Raw genomic sequence first — 13,274 nt, 5'->3', positions numbered from 1 at the left:
CTTGCCGGGTCATGGATCTTTCCCAATTCAACTTTCCTTTTGACCACGCTCTGGTTGCCAAATATCCGGTTCATCCACGTGATCATGCCAGATTATTGGTGCTGACCCGATCGACTGGAGATATTATCGACCGGCAGGTCAAAGACCTCCCCAATATATTACGACCTGGGGATTTGCTCGTGGTGAACAATACCAAAGTCATTCCGGCTCGCCTCTGGGCGAAGAAGGTCCCAAGCGGGGGCCGGGTGGAATTGCTGTTTGTTAAAGAAATTGGTGAAGACCACGCGGAAGTTCTCATTCAGGGGAAAGTTGGAGTCGGACAGATTGTGGAATGCGAGGGATCAGCCCGTGCGCAGGTAGTGGAAAAAGAGCCTGGTCGAACGGTGATTCATTGGCTTGGCCCGGGTGCATTGCGGACATGGTTACTGTCCCATGGAGAAATCCCCCTTCCTCCGTACTTGAAACGCCAACCCGTTGCACGCGATCAAGAGGATTATCAAACCGTCTTTGCCAAAGTGGATGGGGCTATTGCCGCGCCTACCGCCGGATTGCATTTTACGCCACAATTGATCACGCAATTGGAAGAAAAAGGGATCGGGACGGTCACGGTTACCCTGCATGTTGGACCTGGAACTTTTCAGCCGGTCAAGACAACGGACATCACACGGCACATCATGCATCCGGAATGGTTCGAGGTGTCCGAGGAGACCGCTAAGAGGATTCGTGAGGTTCGGAAGCAAGGCGGGAGAATTGTCGCTGTCGGGACGACCGTGGCACGTAGTCTTGAGTCAGCTCTCGATGACACCGGCGAGCTCAGGCCCCGTTCAGGAGAGACCCGCCTCTTTATCCTGCCGGGATTCAAGTTCCGGGTCCTTGATGGGCTCCTCACTAATTTTCATTTTCCCGAAACGACTCTCTTGATGTTAGTTGCAGCATTTGCGGGATTAGAGGAGGTCAGGAATGCCTATGTCCATGCAGTGTGTGAACGCTACCGGTTCTATAGCTATGGGGATGCCATGCTTATTCTTGAATAATGGCGTTGGCAGAAATAGAGAAAAATCCGGAAGTCTTTTCTCTGCAAAGACTATTTTACGTAGGACAAAGGTCTCAGGTTATGAAAATATGAAGGAGGAGTCTGTGCCTACGGATAGCTTCCAAGGGTGGCTCAGTGGGGGACTCCATACAGATGAGATTGTCAGGAGAAGGCCGGAGACTTTTTCTTACAGCAGTTCCTCGTGAATCGTAACATCTCCACGGGCTCGAAGAGCCGTCTGGAAGGCCTGCATGGCTCGTTGTTTCTTTTGCATGAGGAATTGAAGGCGAATCTGTTCTAGGGCGGTGAGGTCAGGCTCGGCCCCATCAAGCGTTTGTCGGTCAGCGAGTTCTTTGACTTCTTTCATTTCTGTCGGAGTGAGTGTTGTGGCTTCAGAGACAAGGAGTCTCGCTTTTTCTGCCAGCAATTCATTCCGCCGTTGTTCCTCATATTGATGAGGTTTCATCCGGTTGGCCGCTAGGAGTCGCTGGTAATATTCCGTATCAAAGACGCCATCTTTTTGGAAGTCTTTTTGGTTTACAATCGCATCGTGGAGTTCCTGAGCTGAGACGGCTAAATTCATTTCATCCGCCAGTAATTGCCAGGATTTTGTGGTGATCAACCCTTCGAGGGCGAGTTGCTTAATGGTCTCTTCTTTGACGTCTTCTTGTTTGAGTTGGTCGCGATAGAATCGGAAATAGCCTTGCTTCGTCCGGAGATATTCATCCTTGGTGACTTTATAGGGGCCGACGGTTGCCACAGCATTGCCTTGAGTGGACTCGTACCCATACCAACCCATGCCGATGACAAAGGTGACAGCGATGCCCAGAATGAGTAACTTGAGAATCCAGGGATATTTAGCTGAACCCTCCCTTATAATTCGAATCATGCGTCCTGCCTCCTCAGAATTTTCTTGATGACCATGGTGAAATTTTAAGGGCCGGTAACGGGAAAGGCAAGTGAGCAGGCCGTGCCAATTCAGTTCTTTACATCGGTAAGGCGGCATGGTAAAGCAACGGGCCGGAGAATGAGAGTTATGACTTGGGAGATCGTCCTGCATGGTGTATGAAGTTGCCTCGGAAAAGATTGTCTTGTGATCTCAGGCGACAGAGGCGTGGAGAGGTCATCCTGGCCTCATGGGAAATCAACGGCACCTATCCGGAGAGGTCTCTTTATATGGCCATGGATGCTCAGAGAAAGATCGGTGAAAACACATGAGTGAGGTTCGAGTTCGCTTTGCGCCAAGTCCGACTGGATTTCTCCATATTGGAGGGGTTCGGACAGCGTTGTTTAATTGGTTGTTTGCACGTCATGAGGGTGGAACCTTTATCCTCCGTATTGAGGACACCGATCGGGACCGGTCCACGGATGATGCTATTCAGGTCATTCTGGATGGCTTGAAATGGACCGGGTTGAATTGGGATGAGGGGCCTTTCCGCCAAACCGACCGTTTAGAACTGTATCGTGACCGGGCGATGGATCTTTTGAATCGAAAGCTGGCCTACTGGTGCGTTTGTACGCCTGAGGAATTAGAGACGAGACGAAAAGAAGCTCAGGCTAAGGGCGAATCCATCAAATATGATGGGCGGTGTCGGAATCGAGGTATTTCCGACCCTGCCGAACCGGCGGCTCTTCGCTTTCTAACCCCGCAGAAAGGGCAGACAGTTGTTCATGATCTCATTAAAGGCCAGATTGTGTTTGATAACACGGTCATGGACGACCTCATCATCCTAAGGTCCAATGGCTATCCCACCTATAATTTTTCGGTGGTGGTGGATGACGGACTTATGAACATTTCCCACGTCATTCGCGGGGATGATCATGTCAACAACACCCCGCGACAGGTCCCGCTCTTTTCCGCTCTGGGGTTTCCGGTGCCTCAGTTTGCTCACCTCCCTATGATTCTGGGGTCTGATAAAACGCGTCTGTCCAAACGTCATGGAGCCACATCGGTGTTGGCCTATAAAGAGATGGGGTATCTACCGGAAGCGCTCATCAATTATCTGGTCCGTCTGGGATGGTCCCATGGCGATCAGGAAATTTTTTCCATTCAGGAAATGGTCGAGTTTTTCGATTTTAAGCAGGTGCAGGCTTCGGCAGCCGTCTTTAATCCTGAAAAATTACGCTGGGTCAACGCGCAGTACATTAGAAACAACGAACCTAAGCAGGTGGCTGAGGCTCTTTTGCCTTTTTTACAAAGCGCAGGCTATGACCATGCCGCCTTGTCTAGAATTCCTGGAGGCGCTGAGGCCTTGATCCCACCCTTACGAGAGCGATCGGAAACGCTGGTGGATATTGTGCAAGGGGCTATACCTTATCTGGCAGAGCCTATGACGATGGAGGAAGAGGCTGCGAACAAATACCTCACCCAGACGGTCGCTCCGATTCTCAAGGAATTTGCCGATCAGGTGGAGGTCGCTGAGGAATTTTCCAAGGAGACTCTGGAAGGCATTCTACATGGCCTTATTGAGCGTCAGGGCCTCAAAATGGGCAAAGTGGCTCAACCGTTACGCGTGGCGTTGACCGGCCGGACAGTCAGCCCAGGCATTTATGAGGTGATGGCGCTACTAGGAAAAGAGCGGTCACTTCAACGTATTCGCGCCGGGGTCGAGCGAGCCGTCACTCCCAGAAACCAGCCTTCCTGATTTGTCTTGCTTCTTCGCTTGACTGCTTTTGTACAGTGAATTAAGCTCAGCCTAGGTTGGGGGATCGTCTAGCGGTAGGACGCCAGATTCTGGATCTGGCTGCCCAGGTTCGATCCCTGGTCCCCCAGCCAACTTTTCCATATTCCACATTTCTCCCCCCAAATACATCACTATTTGAGACTAATTCCCCTCGGTTTTAACTTCAGGGGACCTCTAAAAACGCCTGATTTTGTCTGAATGCCACACGATCTCGATTCGAAAATTTATGATGGCCTGGAAGTAGAGAGTCTGCGGCGGCTTCATGGGTGTTTTAGGCCTTTGCTTTACTGGTTGCCTCCACCTCAGGCCACCTGTCTCTTCGGTGGTGCGGAGAGGAGCAGGAATCGATGGAAGTTATATGTGAGATTCTTCAGCCCAATCTTAAGTCGAGCCCGAACGAGCCCAATGGTGCGAATCAATTTGCCGCCCATCGCGGTCACCTGATGGCCGAGGACATGTTCCAAGCGGGCGCGAATGAGCGAGCGCCCACGATTGCGGGCCTTCTGTTGAGTGGTCAGAGGGATATGGCGATAGCCTTTGCGTTGAATCTTGGAGCGCAAGCCTGTCGCGTGGAGATGGGCTTCGATCGCCTCGGACCGATAGGCCGAGTCAGCCCAGACCTCCCGTCCAGCCTCCGCAGGCAGCAGGACGTCTTCCAGCACCGGACCGTCATGGACCGCCGCATTCGTGATCGTATACTGCCGAATGAGCTTATGCGTCTTATCCACATTCACATGGTTTTTGTACCCATAATGATTCTCCCCATGCTTCACGGTCCAGCGAGCCTCGGTATTTTTCTGGCGCCGCATGGCAGGATGACGCTCCCACTACGGTGGACAGGCGCCAGTTTTGATCGGTGCATGTTCGTCGCGGGAATTGCGTGGCTTGAGCACCGGGATCAGCGAGGCATCAATGAGTTGGCCACCGCGCGGTTGTAAGCCGTGCTCGGCCAGATAGGTTTCAAATTGTGCAAACAGGCGCTCAACGACTTGGCCTTGAGCGAGAGTTTCGCGAAACAACCAGACCGTCTTGGCATCAGGGATGCGTTGAGCCAGATCGAGTCCCAAGAACCGCATGAAGGACAGACGATCACGAATCTGATACTCGGTCTGATCATCAGACAAGTTATACAAGGCTTGCAGGACAAGGATTTTGAGCATCAGTACGGCATCAAAGGGAGGACGTCCGCCTTGTTTCCGCTTGGAGCGGCGAAGAACTTTGGCCAAGGCCGGGCGAAAGCCTCCCCAGGGAATCACCTTCGCCAGCTGTTCTAAGGGATCGCCCTGCTGACTAAGGGCCGCATAGCGATTGGTGAGATTAACAAAACCAAAGTTGATGGGGTGTCTGCATCGTTCATCCTCCTTCAGAGGACTTATGCCAGAATCTGCCCAAATTGTCAGTAGTTTTTAGAGATGCCCTTCAATGGACAGATGGCTCAAGGTCCACTATTTTTCTGATTTCTTGTGTTCACTCAACCCACGGAGACGGAACGTTTAGGATAGGAAGAAACGTTTCTGTCTGATTCTTGAACTGGTTAAGTAATCCTGAGAAAATTAAAGGGGAATGATCAACTCTGAATGAGGTTTGAGTGTCCGGGGTCTGATGGGAAAAGACAGTATGTCATTACAAAGATTAATTATGTAAAAGGGGACGCCATGAACCTTCATCAACGCGGGACGGAGCTGATTAATGCATTGAAGGGCCATGTACTAGAGGTTCTTCATGGGCATCCGGATGCAGAGCCGGGAGGAACCGGAGTTTTTCAAGAAGAAATTGCCCGACGGGCTGGGTTGCATAATATGGGCACGGGGGAATTGGACCACACCTGTAGTGAAATGTTGCGGTTACTCCATAAGGAAGGCAAGATTAAACTCGTTGATGAGGACGAGCCGGATGAAAAGAGAAAGCGCTGGCGTTTGAACTCGCAGTAAGTCTTGGCCCAAGTAAATTGCACTTCACGTTTGCCTACACTTCTCTCCGACTGAAAGTCTTTGCTTGCCAAGGGAGTCTTTGGTCACCTTCTGGGCTTGGATCAGGTGATAGTATTAGTGAGACCAACAGCACCGAAGCCCAGACTCAGTTGGATTTTCCACCTGATTGTGGTTCTGTATATTTCCTTCATTGGCACAATTTTGATTTTGGTTCCGGAGTTCAGAAGGTCCACCATTTGATCCCCTTGTTCGCTAGTAAGCTGTATGTCGCTGTTCACGTGTTCTCCTCTTTTTTGGTTTGTGAGGCAAGGCCATGGCTATCGCCGTTGTCCAAATTAACCGATCCTTTGAGTGGCATGTAGAATTCGAATCTAAGGTAAATCACAGCTGGCTTAAATGGGACAGGAAAAAGCGGTAAGGACTATGCCCCAAGTAGGTTTGGAACTGAAGGAGGTAAATGGATCTTTCCACACTTAAATCCCTTCGGTACATATCCTGAAGGAAAGTGGGAAAATGTCATGCGACCGGATGTCCATCCCTTCTTGAAAATGCGCATCACGCCTAAAGTTCATAAAAATATGGTCGATGAAAAAACCGTATTCATATGTACCCTGCTCTTCGTTGCCGTCCCTGGAAGCAAATTGGCCTAGACGGTGATTTTTTTATCTTCAGAAAGGGAGCTTTTCCCTTTTCCCAAACCCCCGTCGGACAACAAAGAATGTTTCAGTCAGAATGAAGTAATGGCCATTCAACTGCTATCCTATTTGAAGGAAATCAAGCATCTCAATTTAGGATTTACTCTCAAGGCTGCCTCGAACTTTTCATGAATGTCAAATAAAATATCGAATTTTCCATGTTTTTCTTGGGATCCCTCAATCCCAATTGACCCTTTTGGGCTTGCTAATAAAATCAAGAAGAGCTGCCTTCAAATGGTGTATTGGTAGTTTTTTATCCTTCAGATTCGAAATCCTAAGGCCAAGCAAACTTTGGACTTACCTCCCTCTAATGTTCTCAAGGGAATTCCAATTGGCCGAATCCCTTGCTTTAGGACTAAATTCGTGGCATCCACACGCCTTGTACATATTCTTTCTATGGAGTGGTTGGAACTCTTGGGATATACTAATGTTCCTCGCTTATGCATCCAATGCATAACTACACACAACGTGTGGTAGAAATGGCATACTTTTTCAATGAAACATCGTGTTTATTTTTCTTTAGTTGTCAAGGACGAAAAGGAATAGTAGATTGGATGGAAATTGCAAGATAATTTTTTGATCGACTTCCCGCGGAATTTTCTCCCAGAGAGAATAAATTGCACTGTTGAAGGAGGAAATAGAATGAAAATGATGATGCCGGTATCTGCCATGCTTTGGATAATGTTGCTTAGTGTCCCGCTCCTGAAAGCAGAGGTTATTGTTGAAACAAATAGCGGAGAAGAGGAAGCGATGTCTCGTAAACATGGTCAGAAAAACCCTCTACCAGGTAAAGCCCCAATGCGGATTGAAGAGCCGGATGGGACCCTGAGACCTCTTTCTTCTGGCTCGATACCCCAGAGTCGTATGAGTACGGAAGGCTTACGGGATGTTCCGGATGCGGGGGGAGGAACAATGGTGAATGTTGAGGGCCGGTTTCAGTCTATCCTGAAGGTGCCTGACGGATCGGACCATGCGGTCCATCATCATGAACCTGAGGACCTAAGGCCATTGAAACCCTGAAGATTTTTGGAAGACCTTGTTCATTAATGAATTATCCTAACGTTGCCAGATTGGGAAGCCCCTCTCCTTCTCAGTTACCGATACCCTTCAGCCTCTGCGTATCTGTATCTCTGGTGGTCTTATTCTTTGGCTGCTTTAACCCCTTGCCCGAGACCTTCGGTGCCACCATTATAATTGTGAATAAAGATAGCCCAGGGGAAGGATTTAACGATCCTGCGCCTTTTTCACCAGTGGGTGGAAATACGGCCACCACCCTTGGGGAGGCACGGTTGAAAGCCTTTGAGCATGCGGCAAATATTTTAGCGCAGGTACTGGTGAGCACAGTGGGCATTCGAGTGGATGCTCGAATTGATTCCTTAGGAGCAGGAATACTGGGATCGGCCGGCCCTAATACCGTCCATCGAAATTTCCCCAATGCTCCTGTCGCGAATACCTGGTATGTCCAAGCTCTTGCCAATAAACTTGCAGAACAGGACCTGGATCTTACTACCAGTGATATAAGTGCCACCTTCAGTGCAAATTTTACGAATTGGTATTTTGGGCTGGATGCCAATCCCCCATCTGGACAATTTGATTTTGTTACGGTGGTACTTCATGAAATTATTCATGGCCTCGGTTTTTTGTCACTTGTTGATGTGCAAACCGGAGAGAAATTCCTAGGAACCAATGATGTTTTTATGCGTTGGTTGGAGCTTCATGGAGGCAGTCCGGCCAATTACCCCTCAATGACCGATAGCCAAAGGCAATATGCGAATGTGGCGAGTCCGAATCTTCATTTTGTTGGTGTCAATCTGCAAGAGGCATCCGGGACCCTGACGGCCGGACGAACAGATACCCATGTTCAGATGTACGCGCCAAACCCGGTTCAATTGGGTTCATCGGTGTCTCATTTCACAAACACGGTTAAGCCCGATCAGCTTATGGAGCCCGGAATAGCTTCCGGAAGGGCTATTCACGATCTCGGGTTAGCTCAGCCTCTGCTGCAAGATTTAGGTTGGATATTTGAGGCTGGCGTGAGTTTCCCAACTCGGAATGATGTCAACGGTGACGAGAAGGCAGACCTCCTCTGGCGCAACACGAGTACGTGGGCTGTTGCGATTTGGCTGATGAACGGTTCGAGGATTGCTTCATCCGGTTCATTGGGCGTGGTGTCGTCGAAATGGCAGGTTGCTGGTACCGGAGATATCAATGAGGACGGGAAAGCCGATGTCATCTGGCGTCACAGCGACACAGGAGCGGTAGCGGTGTGGCTGATGAATGGTCTCAATGTCATGTCGGTGGGTTTTCCTGGTGGTGCCTCTATGGATTGGCAAATCGCGAGTGTGGGTGATGTCAACGGTGACGGAAGGGCGGACCTCGTCTGGCGAAACACGAGGAGTGGGGAAGTGACGATTTGGCTAATGAACGGCTCCTTGATTGGTTCTTCAGGCCACTTGGGTGCCGTGCCGTTGGAGTGGCGAATATCCGGGACTGGAGATATGAATGCAGATGGAAAAGTCGATCTTATTTGGCGGAATGACCTGACTGGAGCAGTGGAAGTGTGGCTTATGCAAGGGCTCACGGTCCTGTCAGTGGGTTTCGCTGGAGAGGTCTCCACGGATTGGCAGATTGCAGGGGTGGGTGATGTGAATGATGACGGGATGGGGGACCTGGTTTGGCGTAAAACGAGTAACGGGGAGGTTGCAATTTGGTTGATGAATGGGGTGACTCTCCGCTCGCCCGGTTTCTTTGGCGTGGTGCCTCAGGGGTGGGAGATTGCGAGCACCAGTGATGTCAATGGGGATGGAAGCGCAGATATAATTTGGCGTAACAATCAGACGGGTACGGTGGCGGTATGGGTAATGAATGGGCTCACCGTTATGTCGATTGGGTTTCCGGGCAGCACCTCAATTAATTGGGAAATCCAACATTAGACAAGGTTAAAATAGAAACCTATAACAAAATACATATAATTACCTAAATTGTTGTTTCCTCATGAAAGCGGGTTGAGGTGCAGAACGCATGTGAGCGGATTTGCCGGGAGTCTAAGAGGTAGTTTGAGATTAAGAGCACATGCCGTCCCAGGTGTCACGCTGATGATGGAATTTGTTTTTTCCTCATGACAAGTTTTGGTTTCCAGGTCCATTGTTTTTAAGCGGTCATAATATTATTTCGAGCCATTATTAGCTGAGAGTTCAATGGGAAAGACATGATCTGGTGATGACAAGCTTTTTCCCTTGTATGTGAGTATGGACATGCTGATGGCCAACGTGAAATGGTTGTGGGTAGCTATGCTTGGTGGCAGTATCTTGCTTGCGGTACCTGGACATTCCGAGATTGGCGCCATCATAGGAGATGTGGTTGGGCATTTTTTTTCTGCCCTGATCTTAGCCATTGTGCCGATTCTGGGATATCGTCTGTTTTATGAACGGATTGGTGAAAAAGAAATCACCTATATCTTTGGAGCCTCCTGGATTTATCTTGTCTTTTCGCAATTGCTAGGATGGTAAGAGGTTAACTTTAAAGCACTGAATATAGTCTCACCTTGACTTTAAAGCAATTTCTGCTTGCCCTCAGCCAAAAAGTAGAGAAGAAGAGCATTGGGCCTTTGAAATATATTGATGCGACAGATTGCGACCCCCCTTGAGTTGAATACTTGATGCCACTTTTGATCACAATGTTGCATTAGAAAAAATCTCTATGAGAGCGTGATCTCGCACGCAAACTTGATCTTGATCCAAAGTTGCGAGCAACATGAAATAAACCTGTCGATATTGATGTAAGTTAACTGTGAGCCCTCTGAGCAGGCACCTTGGATTCCTATATTGCTGCCTTGGGAACCGACTCATGTGAGGCCGATTTTCCTGACAAACAGGTTTTGGGCAACTGGTCAAGTTCCCCGTGCTTCAGGTGTAGGCTCATGAGATGAGAAGTTCGTTAAAGTATGGCGTCAGCTCAATTATAAGATTGAGTCATGAATCATGTTATCCATTTTCATTAATTCTTGTTCTTTTGTGATTGGGGTTTGGCACCCTTCATGAATTCTTGTGGAATTAAAAGTTCTCTTCTCGCCTATTAAAGAATTTTGCAGAGATCCCGATGAATCATCAAGCAATTAAAACGGTTGTACGCTGAAAAAGGCAAACCATCTGAAAGGGTGGGACGCAAAGCCATGGGCCTACGTCTCGGAGTTGAGATAGGGTTGCCAGGTTGCCAGGCAAGCCACAGAGTCTCCTGGATCATGGGCAGAGTGGCTTTTCGCTCGGCATGAATCACATGCATGAAGGAGATCTCGTATGGCAGATGATCACGGTTTCTCTCGAATAACTTCTCCCCGTATCCATTCTTTTCGATCCGCATTTGGTTTATTTTGGACTACTGTTCTCTTTCTCTGTCTTTTTTCCTCCAATGCAGTTGCGGGAGAAGTCACTCTAGCCTGGGATCCTCCTTCTGCGGAATATGGAGGATTTATTTTAGCCTACGGGACCTCAAGCGGCAGTTACACACAGACTCAAGATGTTGGAGCCCAGGCCATTTATACCGTGACAAGCCTGAACCCCGGTCAAACGTATTATTTTGCGGTTAAGGCATACGACCCGAATCGAAAAATCGAAAGCCCTTATTCGAACCAGGTGAGTGTTACGTTGCCTATCGTAGATGCGCGTCCTGCTCCTCCTAAAGATGTACGAGTTTATTGAAATTCAACATTGTCCTCTGCGACAAATGTTTGCTAATAGATTGTATTTGCGACAGGGTGCATCAAAGGAACTGCTCTAAGAGCCAGATGCTTCAGGGTTTTGTGAGGCGGGATCCGTGATAACGAAGGCCAACTGCCGCGAGGGCAATGAAGAGAACGAGGATGTTCCGAGAATGTCGCATTTAAAAAGAATGCTTCTCCTGCGTTCGTTAAATGTTGGATTTGAGTCGGTGACTTGAAATCTCATTAGTATTCTGCGATTTTCTCAAATAATCTTCCTCCATTGATTTTTGCAAACTGTCCTCAAGTAATTTCTCATGAAGTCCGGCATTAGTCCCGTATCTAAATCTTTAGGGTTCCGGTAGAGTTTTTTGTTTTCCCACCGTGATCGACTTTATCCTGTAATTTTGGTATTCATCCCCTCCTAAGAAAAGCGGTCTGCGAAAAAAATCGCACTAATTAAGTTAGAATGCTGTTTCTTGTGCCGGCTCCTATGGTAAGGTCCGATCCTTGTCAGGGAACTCACCCTGGAATTGACATAACAGTCTGATGAGGGCACCATATTCAAGAGTTAGTCATGCCCAAAAATTATTGAGTGTTCTTCTGACTCCATCCCTCCCCCCCAATTCCATCGAAATGAGGCGAAGGTAACTTGATGATTGATTTCGTATGGTCACAATTAGGAACGGTGTCTCTCTCCTCCCCGTCAGCGATGCTTAAAAGAAAATGGCTCCTTCCTCTCCTCCTGGTTTTGCTTTTTGGGAGTGAATTTTTTCTGCCGGTGAGGGGCCAGGCTCAATCCTTTTCTGATACAGGATTATTTTATTTTACAGGGTCCCATCAGCCGCGACGTTCACTTTTCTTTCGTGAATTTCTGGAGGGACCCGGTATAGGGAATGGTCTCAAGGCTGGTCCTGTCCGGCTCCATCCATTTTTAGGGGTAGCAGAAGTATATACCGACAATGTGTTTCGGAGAAACACCAATAGGAAAAGCGACACTCTTACGACCATCGCGCCTGGTCTTCAGGCGATCATGCCATTTGGCGGAGGTAAACATTCAGTCCTTCTTGACTATCGCGCGGGTATATTTCGCTACAATAAATTTACTCAAAATAATGCCCTAGCCCAAGACGCTCTCGGACACGTCAGCTTGAATTATCCTGGTGGGGTAGCCATAGACCTTGAAGGTGGACATATAGAAGGGTTTGACCCAAGAGGGTCGGAAGTGGATACGCAACAAACGGATATTACCAAATGGAATATAAATCATGCTTTAAGTCAAGTTGAATTCTCGGGGCAAACGTTTGGTATTCGTCTTCGGTCGTCCTTCCAAGATTTAAATTACACAAACAATGGGCAGGCTGCCCCGCGGGACCGGACGCGTGTTGATGGCAATTTAAGCCTTTTTATCGCTGTAACTCCCACAACCCGCGGCCTTCTTGGCGTTCGAATAGTCAACTATGATTATAATACGAATAAGCAGCAGAATAGTTTCGGTTACGGGGTGTTTACGGGCTTTAGTTTGGCGCCTACCCGCCGGCTATCGGGGGAAGTCAATGTAGGCTACCAGATTTTAAATTTTGACCATGCGCCTATCGATAAAGACTCGGCCCGTGGCCAGGACCTTATCGCAAAGAATTTAAGCTTAGGAGCGAAGCAGCAGACCTCCCTTTACATGCAAGGACGCTTGCTTTGGAATCCTACGACTCGGTTAAACATTTATTTGATGCCCTTTTCGTCAATCCAGCAGTCAGCGGTTCAGGGTACTTCCACGTTTAGATCAACAGGCTTTTATGTTAATGCTAGACAGCTGTTTACTGACCGCTTTGGCATCAGAGGAAACTTTTACTACGCGAACGATAACTTTAATACGAATAGAACAGATAATCGATTTCGCTTTCGGATTGGACCGGAATACCGCACCCAAAAATGGCTGGGTTTCCGTTTAGATTATATATTCGAGAAGAGAAGCTCAAACGTAGCCAACTTTGATTTCAACAGTAATACGATCATGCTTTCGATCCAAGGAATAATCTAGTCGAAACGGATTGCACCCTTCAATTATCCAATTCTCTCGATACTGTTTCTTGACCTTCGCCATTTATGGGACTAACATTTTTGTGAGTGATTGAGATCGCCCGGTGGCGATAGTCCTTCTATCTTTTTTAAACAACATAGGGCGAAATCCTCGGTAAGAATTTCTATTAATTGCAAGATCTGGAAATACCTTAATAT

Annotated in this window: 9 protein-coding genes, 1 tRNA gene, 1 pseudogene and 1 riboswitch; of the genes and pseudogenes, 9 read left to right on the top strand and 2 right to left on the bottom strand. The window is 48.2% G+C overall.

The features are described 5' to 3' along the window. Nucleotides 1–11 precede the first annotated feature (11 nt). Entirely contained in the window at nt 12–1,034 is a 1,023-nt protein-coding gene (queA, locus tag H6750_01675) for a tRNA preQ1(34) S-adenosylmethionine ribosyltransferase-isomerase QueA (GenBank protein ID MCB9773019.1), read from the top strand. A 186-nt stretch (nt 1,035–1,220) separates the two neighbouring features. Here the strand turns inward: queA and H6750_01670 are convergent, their stop codons facing one another. Further along, nucleotides 1,221–1,922, bottom strand: coding sequence for a SurA N-terminal domain-containing protein (locus H6750_01670; GenBank protein ID MCB9773018.1), 702 nt, complete (start codon nt 1,920–1,922; stop codon nt 1,221–1,223). Between the two features lie 325 nt (nt 1,923–2,247). Between H6750_01670 and gltX the strand changes: the two genes are divergently transcribed. Both gltX and H6750_01660 read left to right on the top strand, forming a co-directional pair. After that, the gene (gene gltX / locus H6750_01665; GenBank protein ID MCB9773017.1) at nt 2,248–3,678 is read left to right on the top strand and encodes a glutamate--tRNA ligase; all 1,431 of its coding nucleotides are present in this window, start codon (nt 2,248–2,250) and stop codon (nt 3,676–3,678) included. A 57-nt stretch (nt 3,679–3,735) separates the two neighbouring features. Continuing rightward, nucleotides 3,736–3,809, top strand: a tRNA-Gln gene (locus H6750_01660). A gap of 210 nt (nt 3,810–4,019) precedes the next feature. Here H6750_01660 and H6750_01655 read toward each other — a convergent pair. Next, a pseudogene (locus tag H6750_01655) lies at nt 4,020–5,054 on the bottom strand (IS5 family transposase). A 318-nt stretch (nt 5,055–5,372) separates the two neighbouring features. Here H6750_01655 and H6750_01650 point away from each other — a divergent pair. The 6 genes from H6750_01650 to H6750_01625 all read left to right on the top strand — a co-directional run bounded on the left by H6750_01650 (nt 5,373) and on the right by H6750_01625 (nt 13,077). Further along, on the top strand, nt 5,373–5,648 hold the full coding sequence (locus H6750_01650; protein MCB9773016.1) for a hypothetical protein: 276 nt from the start codon (nt 5,373–5,375) through the stop codon (nt 5,646–5,648). 1,337 nt (nt 5,649–6,985) lie between these two features. After that, nucleotides 6,986–7,363: a hypothetical protein gene (locus H6750_01645; GenBank protein ID MCB9773015.1), complete on the top strand. Its 378-nt coding sequence runs from the start codon at nt 6,986–6,988 to the stop codon at nt 7,361–7,363. A 26-nt stretch (nt 7,364–7,389) separates the two neighbouring features. Then, on the top strand, nt 7,390–9,276 hold the full coding sequence (locus H6750_01640; protein MCB9773014.1) for a VCBS repeat-containing protein: 1,887 nt from the start codon (nt 7,390–7,392) through the stop codon (nt 9,274–9,276). Between the two features lie 327 nt (nt 9,277–9,603). Further along, complete coding sequence (locus H6750_01635) at nt 9,604–9,852, top strand: hypothetical protein (protein ID MCB9773013.1); 249 nt, start codon at nt 9,604–9,606, stop codon at nt 9,850–9,852. A 619-nt stretch (nt 9,853–10,471) separates the two neighbouring features. After that, nucleotides 10,472–10,560, top strand: a riboswitch (cyclic di-GMP riboswitch). A 78-nt stretch (nt 10,561–10,638) separates the two neighbouring features. Further along, entirely contained in the window at nt 10,639–11,040 is a 402-nt protein-coding gene (locus H6750_01630; GenBank protein MCB9773012.1) for a fibronectin type III domain-containing protein, read from the top strand. Nucleotides 11,041–11,691: 651 nt separating this feature from the next. Beyond that, nucleotides 11,692–13,077 carry an outer membrane beta-barrel protein gene (locus tag H6750_01625; GenBank protein ID MCB9773011.1) on the top strand — a complete coding sequence of 462 codons (1,386 nt, stop codon included), beginning with the start codon at nt 11,692–11,694 and terminating at the stop codon, nt 13,075–13,077. Nucleotides 13,078–13,274 lie beyond the last annotated feature (197 nt).

The organism is Nitrospiraceae bacterium (assembly GCA_020632595.1).
Lineage (GTDB): Bacteria > Nitrospirota > Nitrospiria > Nitrospirales > UBA8639 > Nitrospira_E.
This window is presented reverse-complemented; position numbering and strand designations above follow the sequence as displayed.